Annotated in this window: 17 protein-coding genes; 13 read left to right on the forward strand and 4 right to left on the reverse strand. The window is 72.2% G+C overall.

Annotated features, from left to right (window positions below):
* Positions 1–551 precede the first annotated feature (551 nt).
* Positions 552–1,223, reverse strand: coding sequence for a snapalysin (gene snpA, locus ACIBSV_RS47675; protein WP_395873838.1), 672 nt, complete (start codon positions 1,221–1,223; stop codon positions 552–554).
* Positions 1,224–1,452: 229 nt separating this feature from the next.
* Here snpA and ACIBSV_RS47680 point away from each other — a divergent pair, with 229 nt between their 5' ends.
* Both ACIBSV_RS47680 and mtnB read left to right on the forward strand, forming a co-directional pair.
* Positions 1,453–2,418 (forward strand): LysR family transcriptional regulator, encoded by a 966-nt coding sequence (locus tag ACIBSV_RS47680; RefSeq protein WP_395873839.1) that lies wholly within the window; start codon positions 1,453–1,455, stop codon positions 2,416–2,418.
* Positions 2,419–2,605: 187 nt separating this feature from the next.
* Complete coding sequence (gene mtnB / locus ACIBSV_RS47685) at positions 2,606–3,253, forward strand: methylthioribulose 1-phosphate dehydratase (RefSeq protein ID WP_395873840.1); 648 nt, start codon at positions 2,606–2,608, stop codon at positions 3,251–3,253.
* 107 nt (positions 3,254–3,360) lie between these two features.
* Here mtnB and mtnA read toward each other — a convergent pair whose 3' ends face one another.
* On the reverse strand, positions 3,361–4,356 hold the full coding sequence (gene mtnA, locus ACIBSV_RS47690; protein WP_395873841.1) for an S-methyl-5-thioribose-1-phosphate isomerase: 996 nt from the start codon (positions 4,354–4,356) through the stop codon (positions 3,361–3,363).
* Positions 4,357–5,013: 657 nt separating this feature from the next.
* On the opposite strand from mtnA, the gene ACIBSV_RS47695 reads away from it, so the two are divergent.
* The 8 genes from ACIBSV_RS47695 to ACIBSV_RS47730 all read left to right on the forward strand — a co-directional run bounded on the left by ACIBSV_RS47695 (position 5,014) and on the right by ACIBSV_RS47730 (position 13,621).
* Positions 5,014–6,084 carry a BMP family ABC transporter substrate-binding protein gene (locus tag ACIBSV_RS47695; RefSeq protein ID WP_395873842.1) on the forward strand — a complete coding sequence of 357 codons (1,071 nt, stop codon included), beginning with the start codon at positions 5,014–5,016 and terminating at the stop codon, positions 6,082–6,084.
* 108 nt (positions 6,085–6,192) lie between these two features.
* The gene (locus tag ACIBSV_RS47700) at positions 6,193–7,830 is read left to right on the forward strand and encodes an ABC transporter ATP-binding protein (RefSeq protein ID WP_395873843.1); all 1,638 of its coding nucleotides are present in this window, start codon (positions 6,193–6,195) and stop codon (positions 7,828–7,830) included.
* Between the two features lie 13 nt (positions 7,831–7,843).
* A complete protein-coding gene (locus ACIBSV_RS47705; RefSeq protein WP_395873844.1) occupies positions 7,844–9,076 on the forward strand; it encodes an ABC transporter permease in 1,233 nt (410 codons plus the stop codon).
* A gap of 2 nt (positions 9,077–9,078) precedes the next feature.
* Positions 9,079–10,047 carry an ABC transporter permease gene (locus tag ACIBSV_RS47710; RefSeq protein WP_395873845.1) on the forward strand — a complete coding sequence of 323 codons (969 nt, stop codon included), beginning with the start codon at positions 9,079–9,081 and terminating at the stop codon, positions 10,045–10,047.
* Positions 10,044–10,832 carry a nucleoside phosphorylase gene (locus ACIBSV_RS47715; RefSeq protein ID WP_395873847.1) on the forward strand — a complete coding sequence of 263 codons (789 nt, stop codon included), beginning with the start codon at positions 10,044–10,046 and terminating at the stop codon, positions 10,830–10,832. Before ACIBSV_RS47710 ends, ACIBSV_RS47715 begins: the two co-directional genes overlap by 4 nt.
* Entirely contained in the window at positions 10,829–12,202 is a 1,374-nt protein-coding gene (locus tag ACIBSV_RS47720; RefSeq protein ID WP_395873848.1) for an amidohydrolase family protein, read from the forward strand. Before ACIBSV_RS47715 ends, ACIBSV_RS47720 begins: the two co-directional genes overlap by 4 nt.
* Positions 12,199–12,813: a sulfite oxidase-like oxidoreductase gene (locus ACIBSV_RS47725; protein WP_395873849.1), complete on the forward strand. Its 615-nt coding sequence runs from the start codon at positions 12,199–12,201 to the stop codon at positions 12,811–12,813. Before ACIBSV_RS47720 ends, ACIBSV_RS47725 begins: the two co-directional genes overlap by 4 nt.
* The gene (locus ACIBSV_RS47730) at positions 12,806–13,621 is read left to right on the forward strand and encodes a ferredoxin reductase (RefSeq protein ID WP_395873850.1); all 816 of its coding nucleotides are present in this window, start codon (positions 12,806–12,808) and stop codon (positions 13,619–13,621) included. Before ACIBSV_RS47725 ends, ACIBSV_RS47730 begins: the two co-directional genes overlap by 8 nt.
* A 101-nt stretch (positions 13,622–13,722) precedes the next feature.
* Here the strand turns inward: ACIBSV_RS47730 and mtnC are convergent, their stop codons facing one another.
* Entirely contained in the window at positions 13,723–14,472 is a 750-nt protein-coding gene (gene mtnC / locus ACIBSV_RS47735; RefSeq protein ID WP_395873851.1) for an acireductone synthase, read from the reverse strand.
* On the reverse strand, positions 14,469–15,050 hold the full coding sequence (locus ACIBSV_RS47740) for a 1,2-dihydroxy-3-keto-5-methylthiopentene dioxygenase (protein WP_395873852.1): 582 nt from the start codon (positions 15,048–15,050) through the stop codon (positions 14,469–14,471). The genes mtnC and ACIBSV_RS47740 overlap by 4 nt, the downstream gene beginning before the upstream one ends.
* A gap of 521 nt (positions 15,051–15,571) precedes the next feature.
* Here ACIBSV_RS47740 and ehuB point away from each other — a divergent pair.
* The 3 genes from ehuB (at position 15,572) to ehuD (ending at position 17,938) form a co-directional block, all read left to right on the forward strand.
* Positions 15,572–16,519 carry an ectoine/hydroxyectoine ABC transporter substrate-binding protein EhuB gene (ehuB, locus tag ACIBSV_RS47745; protein ID WP_395873853.1) on the forward strand — a complete coding sequence of 316 codons (948 nt, stop codon included), beginning with the start codon at positions 15,572–15,574 and terminating at the stop codon, positions 16,517–16,519.
* Positions 16,520–16,580: 61 nt separating this feature from the next.
* Positions 16,581–17,279 carry an ectoine/hydroxyectoine ABC transporter permease subunit EhuC gene (gene ehuC, locus ACIBSV_RS47750; protein ID WP_395873854.1) on the forward strand — a complete coding sequence of 233 codons (699 nt, stop codon included), beginning with the start codon at positions 16,581–16,583 and terminating at the stop codon, positions 17,277–17,279.
* Positions 17,276–17,938, forward strand: a complete 663-nt coding sequence (gene ehuD / locus ACIBSV_RS47755) for an ectoine/hydroxyectoine ABC transporter permease subunit EhuD (RefSeq protein ID WP_395873855.1) — start codon at positions 17,276–17,278, stop codon at positions 17,936–17,938. The genes ehuC and ehuD overlap by 4 nt, the downstream gene beginning before the upstream one ends.
* Positions 17,939–17,977: the final 39 nt, after the last annotated feature.

A 17,977-nucleotide genomic window follows, 5' to 3' on the forward strand; every position in this document is an offset into this window, starting at 1 on the left:
TGGCGGGCGTGCGGCGGAGGTCGGTTTCCCGCCTGTGGTTCCCGTCGGCGGATCAGGGCGCACGTGCGGCGAGGTGCGGCTGCAAGCAAAGTTGGCCAGACTCACGTCCTCAGCCCGCCGGGACCCCCTCATCCCGTCCGGCGTTTGAGAACAAAACCGCAACAGACCCACCGGCCCAACCGGGTCCGCACGACCAAGACCCGCCACCGGCAGCCAAGGCCGCACAACCATCCGTCCCGTCAGAACCGCCCCAGCCCGTCCGGCGTTTGAGGACAGAGCCGCAACAAGCCCACCGATCCCACGGGTCCGCACGACCGAGGCCCGCCACCGTACGCCGCGGCCGGCGGAAAGGGCCGAACCGCCCCAGCCCGTCCGGCGTTTGAGGACGGCACGGGTGTCGGGGTCCACCGAGGGCCCGGACGAAGGGACGCGCGCCCCAGGCATGGAACGGCACCCGGCCACCGCGGGGGGCGGTGGTCGGGTGCCGGATCAGGGGACGAGGTGACGCGCAGGGGAGCCCGGAGTGTCCAGGTGCGCGTCGCCGGATCGGGTCAGGAGGCCGCGGCGGAGAACGCCACGAGGCCGTTGCGCCAGAGCTGGTTCACCCGCGCGCGTTCCGCGGAGTTCGGGTTGGCGTTGGTGCAGGACGTGCCGGGGCCGCCGCCGGACATCAGTTCGCTGCACGGACCCGAGTAGTGGTCCGGCAGGCCGAGCACGTGTCCGGTCTCGTGGGCGGTGACCCGGGTCGAGTTGTACTGCTGGTTCTGCCGGTAGTCGAGGAAGATGTAGCCGTTGCCGTGGCCGTCGGTGCTCGCGTACGAACCTCGCGAGTCGTTGCCCTCGTAGTACCGGAAGTCGGGGTTGCTGCCCTCTTGGAGGCGGACGTTGGTGACCGAGCTGTTCCAGATCTGCGTGGAGCGGGCGATCTGGGTGCGGAAGCTGGGGGCGTTCGCGGTGCTGTACACGACCGTGACCGCCGCCGCCGAGTTCGGCGCCGCGGCACGCTTGGCCGCCACGGACTTCATCACCGCGTCGAGGAAGGCCTGGTTCTGCGCCTGGTCCTCCTGGGCGGAGGTGTAGTGCGCGGAGGCGCGGAGGGGGGCCGCGACTCCGTCGGTGCCGGCCGCCGCGGCGGGCGCGGCGATCAGTCCGGCGGCGAGGCCGAGGCCGAGCATGGCGGTAACGATGGTCTTACGGGGATTCCGGGGACGCACTGGGGACATGGGGGGCTCCTTGGGTGCCGAAGACCTGTTCGGTGCGCAACGAGTCTCACGGGAGCCCGGTCCGGCCCGGATGATGACAATCGGCGATAGCACGGTCGTATCACCAGCCGTTCCCGCACCGTCACCGCGCATTCACGCATCGTGTTACGCAAGATTCACGCTTCCCCCGCCCATCCCGCGCGCACAGGTGTCTGGTACGACCTCGGTGGTGCGTCCTATCCTCCGCATCATGGAGCTCGAGGTGAGGCACCTCCGCGCACTGTGTGCCATCGGCGACACCGGCAGCCTGCACGCCGCGGCCCGGTTGCTCGGCATGACCCAGCCGTCCCTGACCGCACAGCTCAGACGAATCGAAAACGCTCTGGGCGCACCGTTGTTCGTCCGCGACCGGACCGGCAGCCGACCCACTCCACTGGGGCTCACGATGCTGCATCGGGCCCGACCCATCATGGCCGAGATGAGCGCGCTGGTCATCGACACCCAGGCCGAGGCGGTCCGAACCGCCGGTCCACACCTGCGGATCGGCGGCACCGCGAACCGGGTGATCGCCGACTGGTTGCGCCGGTTGCGACTGCGACTGCCCACCACGGACACCTATTTGCGGGTGGACGTGTCCGCGAGCACGCTGCTCGGGATGGTCGCCGCCGGCCAGCTCGACGTCGCGTTCGTGCACGAGGTCGAGGGCTTCCCGCTGCGCGTGCCGGACGGTGTGCGACGCCGCGTTCTGGTCGAGCGGGAACCGCAGTTCATCGCGATGTCCCCGGACCATCCGGCCGCCGCCGAGTCCGAGGTCAAGCTCGCCGAACTGGCCGACGACCAGTGGATGGTGGACCCGAGTGTGGACGGCGAATGGGAGGGCCTGCGCGAGGTGTTGACCGACGCGGGCATCAACCCCCGGATCCTGCACGGTGACTACCTCACGGCGGCGTCCCTGGTCGCGATCGGCGAAGTGGTCACCCCGTGCCAGCCCACGTCGCGGCCCCGACCGGACATGGCGGTGCGACCGCTGGCCGGCGATCCGCTCGCGGTGCGGCTGTTCCTGGCCTTCCGCACCGAGAACGGTCCCGCCCCGGCCCTGATCGACACCGTCTATCACGAGCTGGAGGCCGCCTACCGCGAGGCCGCGTGGCTCGCGGTGGCCTATCGACAACGGCTGCTGCGCGAGGACAGCCCGATCCTGCGCTACGACGCGTAGGACCGGTCGCCGCACCGCGGGCGGAGCCCGGCTCGGAGGCGCTCCCACGGCCGGCACACGGCCACACGGCCACTCGCGCCGGTGCCGATCCGGGTTCGCCGCGGCGTGGGTGAAATGATGGCCCGAACTACCGGTTCGACCACACTGTGAGCCGGTGCGTCCGGACCGTGAACAGTGAGGAACCCCCATGACGACCCCCGACGCCGGCACTTCCGCCTTGGTCCCGGCCTCCGTGCGCGCGGACGCCGGCGCCACCCTCGCGCGGGAGGCCGCGCGCTTCGCCGGGCTCGGCTGGATGCGCGGCACCTCCGGGAACCTGTCCGTGGTGCTCTCGCGCGACCCGCTGCGGCTCGCGGTCACCGCTTCGGGCCTGGACAAGGGCGAGTTGACGCCGGAGGACCTGGTCGTGGTGGACGCGGCAGGCGTACCGGTCCCGGAGGAGGCGAGCACGCCGCCGCGTCGGCCGTCCGCCGAGGCCGGGCTGCACGCCCGGGTGATCGCGTTGACCGGCGCGAACGCGGTCTTCCACGTGCACGCCGTGTCCGCCGTGCGCGCGGGTCGGCGCTGGCCGGCCGGGATCGAGTTGCGCGACCTGGAGATGCTCAAGGGCATCGGCCGCTCCGCGCACGACGAGACGGTCACCATCCCGGTGATCGCCAACAGCCAGGACATGACCGAACTCGGCGACCGGCTCGAGGCCGCGCTGATCCCGGGTGTGCCGGCCGTCGTGGTCGCCTCGCACGGGATGTACGTCTGGGGCGCGGACCCGATCCAGGCCCGGCACCACGTCGAGATCGTCGAATGGCTCCTCGACTACCGCATCGCCGAGGGCTGAGCCCGACCCGCGACACCCACAGACCGGTAGGCCCACAGGCCCACACGACGAAAAGCGCGCGGGGCCGGGACCACGATCCGCTCGTGGCCCCGCCCGCGTGCCGCGGCTCAGTACTCGCGTACGCCCGTCTCGTTGACGATCGCGCTGATCAGTCGAGCCGGAGTGACGTCGAAGGCCGGGTTGAACGCACGCGAGCCGGCCGGGGCGACCCGGACGCCGGCCACCTCCAGCACCTCGGACTCGGGGCGCTCCTCGATGGTGATCTCGTCGCCGTGCGCGGTCGCGTCGTCGAACGTGGTCAGCGGCGCCGCGACCACGAACGGGATGCCCGCGTCGGCGCAGGCCAGCGCGACGCCGACCGAGCCGATCTTGTTCGCGGTGTCGCCATTGGCGGCGATCCGGTCCGCGCCGATCACCGCGACGTCCGCCAGGCCGCGCAGGATGGTGCTCGCTGCCGCGCCGTCCGGTTGGACCAGGTGCGCGATGCCCTCCTGGTCCAACTCCCAGGCGGTCAACCGCGATCCCTGGAGCAGCGGGCGCGTCTCGTCGACATAGACCAGCTCCAGGACGCCGCGCGCGTGCAGTTCGCGGATGATCCCCAGCGCGGTCCCCCATCCGGCGGTGGCCAGCGAGCCGGTGTTGCAGTGGGTCAGTACGCGCAGCGGCCGCCGCTCGACCCGGGACAGGATCCAGTCCGCGCCGTGCCGGCCGATCGCGTGGTTGGCCTCGACGTCCTCGCGGACCACCGCCTCGGCCTCGGCGAGCACCGCGTCCACGCCCTTGGCCGCGAACGGCAACACCCGGTCCACGCCGCCGGCCAGGTTGACCGCGGTGGGCCGGGCGTCCCGGATCCGGGCGATCTCGGCGGCCAGTCGGTCCGCGTCCCAGCCCTCGCGTTCGGCCTGCCGCATGGCCACCGCGACGCCGAACGCGCCGGCCGCGCCCAGTGCCGGCGCGCCGCGCACCGCGAGCCGGCGGATCGCGTCGATCAGCGCGTCCACATCGGTGATGTCCAGGTGCACGATCCGCTGCGGCAACGCGGTCTGGTCGAGCAGGCGCAGGCCGGTGCCGTGCCAGGCGAGCGAGCGTATCTCGGAGGCCATCAGGGGTCCTTTCCGGGCGGGTGATCGAGCGCCGGGCGCGGGCGGCGGCCACGCGGGCGGGCGAGGGCACCGGCCCGCCGGCGCGCCGCGCGTGGGAGCGAGCGCGTGCCTCGGCACTACGGATGCTACGTGGCGGGCCGGCTCGGTCCCGACTCCCGCCCGGCATCCGGGACGACCGCGTGTCGATCCGGTCACCCAATGTTCACATCGTGGACAATCTGTCCACATTCTGAACAAGAGCGAGAAGTGCCTGGTGAGGGTGCTAACCTCCCCCGAAACCAGTCGGATGTGATGATCACATCGAGACCCGGACTGGTGCGATCGGAAGGGAGCAGGCTGTGGCCGAAACGCGGCGTCATGACGTACGTATCGAGTGCCGCGGCCGCTCCATGGCGTGGGACCGTCCGCCGCTTCCGCTCGACAAGCGCGGTGTACGCGGCGTCTGTGTCCGCCGCACCGGCCGCTGTTGTCGGCGCCTGTACTGATCGATCGCCCGCCGATCGATCGCCCGAACGCCGATCGAGACACGCGAACCCGTCGCCACCCCGAAGCCGCGGCGCCGTCCGGCGCCGAGCCCGCGGGTCCGCGAGGTTCCCGTCCCCGAACCGCCGATTCCGCACCGCCCCGCCGGGGTCGACACTCCTCCCAAGGACGCTCATGTACCGCATCACCTCCCGCCACCGCCTGACCGTGGCCGCCGTCGTCGTCGGCACCGCGCTGGCCGCCACCGCGTGCAACGCCTCCGCCGACAAGGACAAGTCCCCGGCCGCCGGCGGCACGGGCGGCGACCCGGCGAAGAACATCGTGTTGGTGACGCCCGAACCGATCGGCGTCAACGACTTCCTCAAGCTCGCCGCCACCGGCGCGCAGAACGCGGCCCGCAAGGCCGGCGGCAGCGCGACCGTGCTGGAGAGCAAGGACACCAGCGCGATCCAGCAGAACGTCGAGGCCGCGGTCCGCCAGAAGCCCGCCGTCGTGGTCGCCGTCGGCTTCGAGTTCGCCGACGTGCTGGCCCAGCAGGCCGAGGCCAACCCGAAGCAGCAGTTCCTGTTCGTCGACTCGTGCACCACCAAGCCGTACCCGAACATCACCTGCGCGACCTTCCGCGAGCACGAGGGCACCTTCCTCGCGGGCGCCGAGGCGGGCCTGTTGACCAAGAGCGGCAAGGTCGGCGCGGTGGTCGCGCTGGACAGCCCGCAAATCCGTCGCTTCTCCGACCCGTTCGGCGCGGGCGCCAAGCAGACCAACCCGGCGAGCGCCTTCACCCAGTTGTTCGTCGGCGGCCAGAAGCCGTTCAACGACCCGGCCCGGGCCAGCGAGCAGACCGCGTCGCTCAAGGCCAAGGACGTCGACCAGATCATGGGCGCCGCCTCCGCCGCGGGCAACCTGGGCGTGTTCAACGCGGCCAAGGCGGCCGGCGTCCAGGCGTACGGCGTCGACGTCAACCAGTGCTCCGCGGCGCCGGGCACGGTCGTGGACAACGTGATCAAGCACACCGACATCGCGGTCGCCCAGGGCGTCGAGCAGATCGTCGGCGGCAAGCCCGGCGGCGTCACCTCGTACGGCCTCAAGGAGGGCGGCATCACGCTCACCGGCATGGAGCCCGGCCTGGAGACCTCGCAGTGCCTGATCGCCCAGCACCCGGACGTGCTCAAGACCGTGCTGGGCCTGCGTGACCAGATCGTCGCGGGCACGATCACCGTGGCCGACCCGGCCGCCGCCAAGTAGTCGCCGAGCAGTCGCGGACTGCCGCGGTTCGCCGGTGTCGGGTCCACCGACCCGACACCGGCGACCACCCCGCCCGGCCTCGCCCCCTTCCCACCGGAGATACGCCCGATGAACGATCAGCACGCCGCCGCCCCCGGTGCCATCGCCGAGGTCGAGATGCGCGGCATCGTCCGGCGTTTTCCGGGCGTGCTGGCCAACGACCGGGTCGACCTGCGGGTCGAGCGCGGCGAGATCCACGCGGTCATGGGCGAGAACGGCGCGGGCAAGTCGACCCTGATGTCGATCCTGTACGGCCTGCAACGACCGGACGCCGGCCACATCCTGCTGCGCGGCACCGAGCACTCGTTCGGCTCGCCCGTGCAGGCCATCGCGGCCGGACTGGGCATGGTCCACCAGGGCTTCAAGCTGTTCCCCTCGCTGACCGTCACGGAGAACGTGGTCTACGGCAGCGAGCCCACCCGGCGCGCCCTGGTCGACCGCGCCGCGGCGCGCGCCCGGGTCGCCGCGCTGGTCGAGACGCACGGCCTGCACGTCCCACCGGACGCGCGCGTCGCGGACCTGCCGGTCGGCGTCCAGCAGCGGGTGGAGATCCTCAAGCTGCTCTACCGCGACGCGCGGGTGCTGATCCTGGACGAACCCACCGCCGTGCTGACCCCGGCCGAGGCGGACCGGCTGCTCGAGGTGATCCGCGGACTGGCCCGCTCCGGGCGCACCATCCTGCTGGTCACCCACAAGCTGGGCGAGGTGATGGCGGTCAGCGACCGGGTCACCGTGCTGCGCGACGGCCGGGTCACCGCCCGGCTCGCCACCGCCGAGACCACCCCGGCCGAGATCGCGCTGGCGATGACCGGCCGCCGGATCGACCTGGACCGCACCCACCCGGCGGGCGCCCCCGCCGCCGAGGTGCTCGACGTACAGGGCCTGACCGTCTCCGCCGGCCGCGGCGCCAAGCCGCTGGTCGAGGACGTGTCGCTGACCGTGCGCGCGGGCGAGATCGTCGGCGTCGCGGGCGTGGCCGGCAACGGACAGAGCGAACTGGTCGAGGCGCTGGCCGGGTTGCGCCCGAGCAGCGCGGGCCGGGTGCTCGTGGCCGGCCACGACGTCAAGGACTCCTCGGTGCAACACCGGCGCCGAGCGGGCCTGGCCTACGTACCCGAGGACCGGGCCACGGTCGGCGCCGCGCGCGACGCCTCGCTGGCCGACAACCTCGCGATGGGCTTCCACCGCAGCCCGCCGCTGGCCGGCCGCGGCGGCTTCCTGCGGCGCACGGCGATCCGCGAGCACGCCGCGCGCGTGATCGAGCGCTTCGGGGTCAAGGCCGCGTCCTCCGCCGTCACCATCGGCACGCTGTCCGGCGGCAACCAGCAAAAGGCCATCCTCGGCCGGGAGATCACCCACGACGCGCCGCTGCTCCTGGTCGAGCAGCCCACCCGCGGCGTGGACATCGGCTCGATCGAGAACATCCACGCGCGGTTGATCGAGTATCGCGACGCCGGTCACGGCATCCTGCTGGTCTCCGCCGAATTGAGCGAGATCCTCGCGCTCTCGGATCGCATCCTGGTCATGTACGAGGGCCGGATCGTCGCCGAACTGCCGCGTGCCGAGGCCGACGTGCACACGATCGGCATGGCCATGGCCGGCGGCGCCACCACCCGCGCCACCGCCGACGCCGCGACGCACGCCGATGTCGACAGCGACGCCGACGGCCGGCAGGCCACCGCACCGACCACCGCCCACCAGGCCTGACGGGTTATCAGATATGACTGCCAGCAAGGCCGGTACGGCCACCGAGCACCCATCCGGTCCACTCGCGCACCTGGCGCTGCGCGTGCGCGGCGTGGTGTTCTCCCCGGTCACCGTGTCCATCGTGGCCGCGCTGATCCTGGGCGCGATCATCCTGGCCGGCACCGGCGCCGACCCGCTGACCGCGTACGGCTCGGTGCTCACCGGGGCGTTCGGCTCCGAGGGAATCGGCGACACGCTCGGCGAGTGCATCCCCATCGTCGGCATGGCGCTGGCGCTGGCCATCCCGCTGCGCGCGGGCCTGGTCAATCTCGGCGGCGACGGCCAACTCGTGCTGGGTGGCCTGGCCGCCGCCTCGGTCGGCCTGTACTCGCCCTTCCCCGACGTGATCACCGTGATCCTGGCGCTGCTCGCGGGCGTGCTCGCGGGCGGTCTGTGGGCCGCGCTCGCCGCCGTCCTGGAGACCAGGTGCGGCGTGCCGCTGCTGGTCTCCAGCCTGCTGCTGAGCTACCCGGCGATGTCGTTCGTGTCCTACATGGTGCGCTTCCCGCTGCTCCAGAAGGGCTCCGGCATCCCGCAGACCGACCGGCTGCCGGAGGGCGTCAAGCTGCCCGAGTTCGCCGCCGGATCCGGCGCGGGCACCGGGGTCAGCGTCGGCATCGTGCTGATCGTGCTGGCCGCGGTGGTCTACTTCGTGGTCGACCACCGCACCGCCGCCGGCTACGAGGTGCGGATGACCGGCCTGGGCGCGCGCTTCGCCGGCTACGCCGGGGTGGACCGGTCCCGGCTGACCCTGCGGCTGATGTTCGCCTCCGGGTCGCTGGCCGGGCTGGTCGGCGCGATCGCCGTGCTCGGCTTCCCGTACCGCCTGGTCGACGGCGCGCTGATCACCCCGGGCTACACCTGGACCGGCCTGCTCGCCGCGCTGCTCGCCGCCGCGTCCCCGCTGGGCACGGTGGCCGCCGGCTTCTTCTTCGCCGCGCTGACCATCGGCGGCTTCGGCATGGAGCAGGAGACCGCGGTGCCGCAGCAGCTCACCGCCGTGCTCCAGGCCGTGGTGATCCTGTTCCTCGCGGTGCGCGGCGGCGTCTTCCGCAAGGGCGGTTGGTTGCGCCGGCTCGGCCGAGGACCCGAGGCCGAGGCCCATCCACCACCACCCGATGCCAAGACCGGCCTGGTCGACACCGGCGTACTCGAGACCGGCGTCGCCGGGCCGCTCGCTCCCGCGCGCGGCGACGGAGGTAACTGACCATGTCCTTCGACGCGGAACTGATCTTCTCCGCACTGCGCGCGCTCACCCCGATCCTGTTCGCCGCCCTCGGCGGCGCGCTGTGCGAGCGCGCCGGCGTGTTCAACGTGTCCCTGGAAGGCACCATGCTGATCGGCTGCTTCGCGGCCGTCACCGGTAGCTGGTTCGGCGGCAGCGTGTGGGTCGGCGTGATCTCGGCGGTGCTTGCCGCGATGGTCTTCTCGCTGCTGCTCGCGATCGGCGCGGTCACCCTGGGCGCGGACGCGGTCGTGTTGTGCATCGCGCTGAACCTGCTCGCCGTCGGCCTGACCGGGTTCCTGCTGCGCACGATCTTCGGCAAGCAGGGCACCTTCGGCGACCCCGACCTCAAGGGCCTGCAACCGGTGGACATCCCCGGACTGGAGTCGGTGCCCTTCCTGGGCCGCGCGCTGTCCGGCCACTCGCCCCTGGTGTACCTGTCCTGGGTCGCGGTCGTGGTGATCGCCGTACTGCTGTCCCGACACCCGTGGGGCGTACGGCTGCGCGGCGTCGGCGAGGCGCCGGAGGCCGCCCAGTCGCTGGGCGTCAGCGTCGCGCGCTACCGCTACGCGGCGATCCTGACCTCGGGCGCGTTGTGCGGACTCGCCGGCGCGCAGCTCGCGCTGGGCAACGTGACCCTGTTCTCCGAGAACATGACCGCCGGCCGCGGCTGGATCGCGGTGGTCGCGGTGATGCTCGGTCGTGCGCTCCCGGTCGGCGTGCTGCTCGCCGGCATCCTGTTCGGCCTGGTCGAGGCGGTCGGTTTCCGGCTCCAGGGCGAGGGCATGCCGCAGCAGGCCGCCGACGCCGCGCCGTACGTGATGACGCTGGTCGCGCTGTTCCTGGCCACCCGCTCGCGCGCCAGGCGCGGCACCGCACCGCCCGGCCGGCTCACCGGCCGCATCCCCCGTCCCCGCCGCCTCGCCCGCACCACCTCGGAGCCGTCCACATGAGCAGCACCACTCGTCCGGCCGTACTGCCGATCACCAAGATCCCCAGCAGCGGCCTGCCCGCCCACGCGCTGGTCGTCGGCGACCCCGCCCGCGCCGCACTGGTCGCCGAGCGACTGGACGACGCGCGACAGATCGGCGCCAACCGCGAGTACGTCAGCTACGCGGGCAGTTGGCGCGGCGTACCGGTCGTGGTGTCCTCGCATGGCGTGGGCGGTCCCGGCGCGGTGTGCCTGTTCGGCGAGCTGGCCGAGGCCGGCGTACGCACCTTCATCCGGCTCGGCACGGCGGGCGCGATGGCGCGCGGTGTGGGCGACGGCGACCTGGTGGTGGCCACCGGCGCGGTCCGCGACGACGGCGTGACCCAGCAGTTGGTGCCGGCCGAGTTCCCGGCCTTCTCCACCCCCGAGGTGGTGCTCGCGCTGCACGGTGCGGCCCGCGAGCACGGCGCGCCGCACCACCGAGGCGTCGTGTGGACCCGGGCGGCGTTCATGCCGGGGGTGCTCGAACTGCCGATGAAGCCGTACCAGGCGGCCGGCGTGCTGGCCATCGAGATGGAACTGTCCGCGCTGCTCGTGTTCGCCGCGCTGGGCGGGCACCGGGCCGGCGGCGTGCTGGTCGTGGACGGCATCGCGGCCGACGACCTGGTCGACGAGTCCGGCAGCTCGACCTACGATCCGCACCGCCGGGTGGTCGCCGAGGGCGTCGAGCGCGGCGTCGTGGTGGCGCTGGACGCGCTGTACCGACTGGCCCTGGACGAGGCGGGCGAGGCGGCGGATCGGGGGTGAGCGACCTGCTCGTCACCGGCGGCGCGGTGCTCACCGCCGACGCCGCCGACACGTACATACCCGACGGCGCGGTGGCGATCGAGGGCGGCCGGATCGTCGCGGTGGGCACCGCGGGCGAGCTGGGCGCCCGGTATCGCGCCGCGCCGACCCTGGACGCGCGCGGCTGTCTGGTGTTGCCCGGGATGGTCAACGCGCACGCGCACTCGGCGATGACCCTGTTCCGGGGCCGGGCCGACGACGTCGACCTCCAGGTGTTCCTGGAGCGGTTGGTGGCCGCCGAGAGCGCGGTGCTGACCGCCGAGGTGGTGCGGGTCGCGGTCCGGCTGGCGCTGGCCGAGTCGATCCGGGCGGGGGTGACCACCGCGATGGACATGTACTGGTTCCCCGAGGCGGGGCTCGCGGCCGCGGCCGAGGCGGGCTTTCGGCTGGTCACCGGGCCGACGTTCATGGACGTGCCCGGACCGCCGGACGGTCTCGACTTCGCCGCGCGCCTGCGGCTCGCGCCCGCGTTGCTGGGCCGCTCGACCACCCGCTGCGTGACCCCGCACAGCGCGTACACGCTGGCCCCGGAGCAGTTGCTCGCGGTGGCCGAACTGGCCCGGGAGCACGACGCGCTGCTGCACATCCACGCCGCCGAGAACGCGGTCGAGGTGGCGAACGTGCGCGCCCGGTACGGCCGCCGCCCGGTGGAGCTCCTGCACGACCTCGGGCTGCTCCGCCCGGGCACCCTGCTGGCGCACGCGGTCTGCCTCACCGGCGAGGAGATCGCGCTGATCGCGGCGTCCGGCGCGGGCGTCGCGCACTGCCCGGTGTCCAATCTCAAGCTCGCCTCCGGGGTGGCCCCGCTGCCCGAACTGCTGGCCGCCGGCGTGCCGGTGGGCCTGGGCACCGACGGCGCGGTCAGCGCCAACGCGCTCGACCTGTTCGGCCCGATCCGCGCCGCCGCGACGCTGCACCGGGTCACCCCCGGCGCGGCGCCCGACCCGACCCTGATCGGGGCGCGCGCCTCGGTGCGGATGGCCACCGTCGACGGCGCGCGGGCGATCGGGATCGGCGCGCTGACCGGGTCGATCGAGGTCGGCAAGGCGGCCGACCTGGTCGTCCTGGACCTGAACCGGCCGCACCTGACGCCCCGACACGACCCGTGGTCGATGCTCGCCTACGCGGCCGGGCCCGCCGACGTACGGGACACCGTGATCGACGGCCGGATCGTCATGCGCGATCGTCGACTGCTTACGATCGACGAGGGCGCGGCGATCGAGGAGCTGAACGCGCTCGCCGCCACGCTGCCGAACCCGTCCGGTCGACCGAATCGGGATCCCGAGATGAACGACACCACACCGACGCGAGCATCGGAGGTCGCGCCATGAGTTCCACCACGCGCGGCTTCGTCGGCCGGCACACCGCCGCCGAACGCGACCCCAGGCTGCCACCGGGTCAGTACGACGCGCGCCACGACTTCCCCGTGCTCTCCGCCGAGGTCACCCCCGAACTGGCGCCGGCCGACTGGTCGTTCCGGATCGACGGACTGGTCGAGCGGCCGCGCGCGTGGAGTTGGGAGCAGGCCCGCGCGCTGCCCCGCGAGAGCTACGACGGGCCGATCCACTGCGTCACGTCCTGGTCCAAGCTGAGCACCGACTTCACCGGCGTCTCGCTGGACACGTTCCTGGCCGAGGCCGACCCCCTGGCCACGGCCACCCACGCGGTGGCCTACTCGCACACGGGCTACACCACCAACCTCACGCTCGCCGACCTGACCGGCGGCCGGGCCTGGATCGCGTTCGACTTCGAGGGCGCCCCGCTGACCCCGGCACACGGCGGGCCGGCCCGGCTGCTGGTGCCGCACCTGTACTTCTGGAAGAGCGTCAAGTGGATCGCGGGCCTGCGTCTGCTCGACCACGACGAGCCGGGCTTCTGGGAGGTCAACGGCTATCACCACCGCGGCGACCCGTGGGCGGAGGAAAGGTACTCGGGTGACTGAGGCGACCGCGGTGACCGAGGCGGGCGGGGCGAACGGGCCCGGCGCGCCGCCGATTCCGGCCTTCGCCGCGCCCGGTCGGGCCGCGCCGAGCCTGCGCGGGAAGGTGGACTGGCAGGCCGCGAGGGTGGTCGAGGTGCGCCGCGAGACCCCCAACGCGGTCACCGTACGACTCGCGCTGCCGGTGTGGAACGCGCATGTCGCGGGCCAGCACTACATGTTGCGGCTCACCGCCGCCGACGGGTACACCGCGCAGCGGCACTACTCGGTCGGCTCGGCGCCGGACGACGCCGGGCACATCGAGTTCACCGTCGACCGCATGCCGGGCGGTGAGGTGTCCGGCTTCGTGCACGATGTGGCCCGGCCCGGGGACCTGCTGGAGGTACGCGGCCCGCTCGGCGGATTCTTCGCGTGGGCGGGCGATCGACCGGCGCTGCTCGTGGCCGGCGGTTCCGGCCTGGTCCCGCTGATGGCCATGGTCCGCCACCGCCGGCGGCGCGGGCTCGCCGTGCCACTGCGCCTGGTGGCCTGTGCGCGCACCCCGGAAGACCTTTTGTACGCACGCGAGTTGGCCGCGCTGCCGGGCGAGGAGCACACCGTGCTGTACAGTCGCGCGGCACCGAGCGGGTATCCGCATCCGGTGGGCCGGCTGCGCGCGGAGACGCTCGCGCCGCACGTGGCGGCGGTGCTCGCGGACGAGCGCTACGAGGTGTTCGTGTGCGGCTCGACCGGCTTCGCCGAGCACGCGGGCCGGTTGCTCACCTCGGCGGGGGTGCCGACCACTCGCATTCGGGTTGAGCGCTTCGGCTGAGCGCGGCCGGTGGTACGAACCGCCGTACCACCGGCCGCGTTCGGCTATCGGGCGCGTTGGCCACCGGGCGCGATTCGTCGCCGGCTCACGCGCGTGCGGGCTCAGATCTCGCGCAGGATCGGGCGGTCGCCGGTCAGATCCAGGCGCGCGAACGTCGCCGTCTCCGGGTGGTCGCCGACGCCTCGGTCGTAGTACGGCTCGTCCGCGTCGGGACGGCGTACGCCGATCGTCCACCAGCCCGCCTCGCGCGCCGCGTCCAGTTCCTCGACCAGGTCGGACAGGAAGACCAGCCGCTCCGGTCGCGGCTCGCCGATCATCTCCGCGATCGTGTTGTACGACTCGGCCACCCGCTTGGGGCCCGCGTTCTCGGTGTCGAAGTGACCGGAGAACAGCGGCAACAACGAACCCTCCGGCGAACTGCCGAACCACGCGCGCTGCGCGGCGACCGAGCCGGACGAGAAGATGTACAGCCGGTGCCCCGCCGCGTGCCACGCGCGCAGCGCCGGGATGGCGTCCGGGTAGAAGTGCGAGGTCAGTTCGCCGGACGCGAAGCCCTCGGCCCAGATCAGGCCCTGGAGGGACTTGAGCGGGGTGACCTTCTCGTCCCGGTCCAGCCAGCCTTCGAGCGCTTCGACGATGCGCTTGGTGTTTGCCTCCGGCTCGCCGATCAGCGCCCGCACGCCCTCGGCCGCGCGCACGACGTCCGGGTGGTCGCCGTGTTCGTCGAGCCAACGCGCGAAGTGCGTGCGGGAGTACGGGTAGAGCTGCTCGGTGATGAAGCCGGTGGCGCTGGTGGTGCCCTCGATGTCGACGACGACCTTCAGCGGGGCGGTGGTGGTGCCGTCGCTCACGCCGCGTACCCCGCCCAGATCTCGTCGAAGTCCGGGAAGCGGGAGGAGATCGGGTCGCCGGTGAAGTCGCCGATCCAGCCGTCCTCGTCGTGGAAGAACCGGATCGCGGCGACCGAGGGTTCGACGCCCATGTCGAACCAGTGGGTGATGCCCTTGGGCACCGAGAGCAGGTCGCCCGCCTCGCACAGCACGGCGTGCACCCGACCGGCGATGTGCAGGTAGAAGATGCCCGCGCCCTCGACGAAGAAGCGCACCTCGTCGTCGTCGTGCGTGTGCTCGGTGAGGAACTTGGCACGCGCCCCGGCGGCCTTGGCCGGCCACTCCGGGTCGTCCGAGGGCTGGAGGCGGATCACGTCGACCTGGATGTAGCCCTCGGCGGCGGTGATCCGGTCCACCTCGGTCCGGTACGCCGCGATCACCTCGTCCTGGGTCGCGCCGTCGGGCAACGCTACATCGGCCGTCCAGCGCTCGAAGCGCACGCCGATCGGCTCCAGGGCACGCGCGATCTCGGCCGGGTCAGAGGTACGCAGAATCGGCGCGGCGGCGTCGGTCTCGGGCCAGACGGTCAGCAAGGACATGGCGTCCCTCCTTGGCTACTGAATCGGGGCGGACTCCCCGAGCGATCGGTCCTCGTTCGCGACCGGTCGCGGAGGCGATCGTGGACCGATCCCAAAACTACCGTCTCGACCGGTTCCGACCGAGAGCGCGGTCACCCTCCGAGACGGCGCCGCCGGCCCGAGCCGCCGTCACGTCCGAATAACGAACGCGATCGGTCGCCGACCGCGACGAACACGCCCGCCACCTCGGGTATCCGACAAGTCGGACACCAGTCGTTATCGATCCGTGACAATCGACATCGGAGGCCACAGGGCGATCACGAAACGGGCATTCGGGTTTGCCCGGACGCTTTGTCGCCCCCTTCCGGATCGGCCTAGGGTCGCCACTTCGCACCACCGGGTCCCGACAGCTTCCGAGCGCCGACTCCCGACCGTTTTGGGGCATTCGCGCGCCGACGGCTCTCGGGAGTCGGGGCTCGACGGCTTCGGTCGACGGCCGCGGCGGGGCGTGACCTGTCCCCTGCGAAAGGAGCTGACCGCGTTTGCGTGCCGCCGATGCGAGACCCCGACCCGGTCCCGGAATATCCCGGCGCGGCCTGCTGCGCGGCGTCGGCGCCGTCGGCCTGGCGGTGGCCGCGGCCGGCACCGCCGCCGCGACCACCGGCTGCAGCCGGGTGGACCTCAACGACGAACCGGACGGCGGCACGTTGCTGCACCGACTGCGCGAGCGCGGTTCGGTACGCGTCGGCTTCGCCAACGAGGCGCCCTACAGCTTCCTCGACAAGGACGCCGAACTCACGGGCGAAGCAGCCGAGTTGGCCAAGGCGGTCTTCGATCGCCTGGGTGTGCGCCGGATCGAGCCGGTGCCCTCCGACTTCGGTGCGCTGATCCCGGGTCTGCGTGCGGGCCTGTTCGACATCGTGGGTGCCGGTATGTCCATCACTCCCACGCGGTGCGCGCAAGTGTTGTTCACCGACCCCGAGTTCGACGCCGCCGAGGCATTCCTGGTGCCGAAGGGCAACCCGCGAGGGCTGGCCACCATGGCCGATGTGGCCGCGAACTCGAACGTGCGGCTGGGCGTCCTGCTCGGCACGGTCGAGGCGGAGGTGGCCGAGCGAAGCGGCGTACCCGGCGCCCGGATCACCCGGTTCGCCGACCAACCGAGCGCCTTCGACGGGATGATCGGCGGTCGGGTGGACGCGGTCGCGCTCACCTCGATCTCGCTGAACTGGGGTCTGCGCCAACGGGCACACGCCGACCTGGAGGTCACCGCGCCGTACCGGCCGGTGGTCGACGGCCGACCGATCACGGCGGCGGCGGGTGGGTTCGCAGTGACGCCCGATCAGACGGACTTCGTCGCGGCCTTCAACCGGGAACTGCACACGCTTCGAGACAGCGGCGAACTCCTGCGCATTCAAAGGCCGTTCGGCTTCACCGAGGCCGATGTACCGGCCCCGGAGCTGACCGCACAGCGGGTGTGTGCGACATGAGCGACGGCAATCGCGCCGACGTGCGCAGACCACCCGCCCGTCCCGGAATGGAGGCCGCCGGATGACGTCCGGGCAACTCGAACTGTTGCTCCACGGTGCGCTGAACACCGTCTACCTCACGTTGGGTGGCGGGGCGCTCGGCCTGGCCCTGGCGCTGGCCGCCGGGCTGGCCCGCTGCAGCGAGCATCGACTGCCCCGGTGGATCGGGGCGTGCTACGTGGAGGTCTTCCGCGGCCTGCCGACCCTGGTACTGGCCTTCTGGTTCGTCTTCGCGGTCCCGGCCCTGGGTTGGCAGTTGAACCCGATGTGGGCCGGCATGCTGGCCCTCGGCCTGAACATCGGCGCGTATGCCGCCGAGGTGGTACGCGGCGCGATCCAGGCGGTGCCGACCGCACAGATCGAGGCCGCGATCGCCCTCAACTTCACCCGCACCCAACGGATCCGACGGGTACTGCTGCCCCAGGCCTACCGGGCCATGCTCCCGCCGCTGGGCAACAACCTGATCGAGTTGCTCAAGATGTCCGCCGTGGTGTCCATCGTGTCGATCCCGGACCTGACCTTCAACGCCCAACTCATCCGGATGTCCTCGGGTGAGACCACCCTGGTGTTCACCGGCCTGCTGTTCGGCTACGCGCTGATCGCCCTGGTGCTGATCACGCTGGTCCGCGCGCTGGAACGGCACGCCGTGCGCTCGCTCGGCCGAACACCGGAGCCGGGCCCGCTGCAACGGCTGCTGCGACGCGCGGAGGTGGCCCGATGAGTTGGGATTGGGACTACGCGTGGGACATCGTCCCGGATCTGTGGTCCGGCATGCTGGTCGCGCTTCAGGCCACGCTGTACGGCTACGTGTTGGCGCTCGTACTGGGCCTGGTGTTCGCGCTGTTGCGGCGCAGCCCCACCCGTTGGGTTTCCGTACCGGTCGCGCTGATCTGTGAACTGATCCGCTGTACCCCGCTGTTGGTGCAGTTGTTCTTCATGTTCTACGTGCTGCCCACGATCGGGATCGACTGGGCGCCGCTGACCGTGGGCGCGTTGACCCTGGGCATCCACTACGCCACCTACGTGTCCGAGGTGTACCGCGCGGGCATCGAGGGCGTGCCGGTCGGCCAGTGGGAGGCGGCCGTCGCACTCCACCTGCCACGCCGGCGGGTGTGGACGTCGGTGATCCTGCCGCAGGCGGTGCCGCGGGTGTTGCCCGCGTTGGGCAACTACCTGCTCTCGATGTTCAAGGACACGCCGCAGTTGATCGCGATCACCGTGGTGGAGGTGTTCTCCACCGCCCGGGAACTCAACGCGGAGACCTTCCGCACGCTGGAGCCGTTCACCGTCGCCGGCGTCTTCTATCTCGTCGTCACGCTGATGATGTCCGCGCTGTTGCGGCTGGTCGAGCGGCGGTTCGGGCGGGTGCGCTCGATCTGACGCCGCACGCACGCACGGACCGCCCGGCTCGACGTTGGA

Source organism: Embleya sp. NPDC050154 (genome assembly GCF_044460165.1).
Lineage (GTDB): Bacteria > Actinomycetota > Actinomycetes > Streptomycetales > Streptomycetaceae > Embleya.

Excerpts from the sequence above, each read along its gene's own strand:
- ACIBSV_RS47715 (WP_395873847.1), top strand. The coding sequence starts at position 10,044 with ATGAGCAGCACCACTCGTCCGGCCGTACTGCCGATCACCAAGATCCCC.
- ACIBSV_RS47740 (WP_395873852.1), bottom strand. The coding sequence starts at position 15,050 with ATGTCCTTGCTGACCGTCTGGCCCGAGACCGACGCCGCCGCGCCGATT.
- ehuC (WP_395873854.1), top strand. The coding sequence starts at position 16,581 with ATGACGTCCGGGCAACTCGAACTGTTGCTCCACGGTGCGCTGAACACC.
- ACIBSV_RS47710 (WP_395873845.1), top strand. The coding sequence starts at position 9,079 with ATGTCCTTCGACGCGGAACTGATCTTCTCCGCACTGCGCGCGCTCACC.
- ACIBSV_RS47700 (WP_395873843.1), top strand. The coding sequence starts at position 6,193 with ATGAACGATCAGCACGCCGCCGCCCCCGGTGCCATCGCCGAGGTCGAG.
- snpA (WP_395873838.1), bottom strand. The coding sequence starts at position 1,223 with ATGTCCCCAGTGCGTCCCCGGAATCCCCGTAAGACCATCGTTACCGCC.
- mtnB (WP_395873840.1), top strand. The coding sequence starts at position 2,606 with ATGACGACCCCCGACGCCGGCACTTCCGCCTTGGTCCCGGCCTCCGTG.
- ACIBSV_RS47680 (WP_395873839.1), top strand. The coding sequence starts at position 1,453 with ATGGAGCTCGAGGTGAGGCACCTCCGCGCACTGTGTGCCATCGGCGAC.
- mtnA (WP_395873841.1), bottom strand. The coding sequence starts at position 4,356 with ATGGCCTCCGAGATACGCTCGCTCGCCTGGCACGGCACCGGCCTGCGC.
- ACIBSV_RS47705 (WP_395873844.1), top strand. The coding sequence starts at position 7,844 with ATGACTGCCAGCAAGGCCGGTACGGCCACCGAGCACCCATCCGGTCCA.
- ACIBSV_RS47725 (WP_395873849.1), top strand. The coding sequence starts at position 12,199 with ATGAGTTCCACCACGCGCGGCTTCGTCGGCCGGCACACCGCCGCCGAA.
- ACIBSV_RS47695 (WP_395873842.1), top strand. The coding sequence starts at position 5,014 with ATGTACCGCATCACCTCCCGCCACCGCCTGACCGTGGCCGCCGTCGTC.
- ehuD (WP_395873855.1), top strand. The coding sequence starts at position 17,276 with ATGAGTTGGGATTGGGACTACGCGTGGGACATCGTCCCGGATCTGTGG.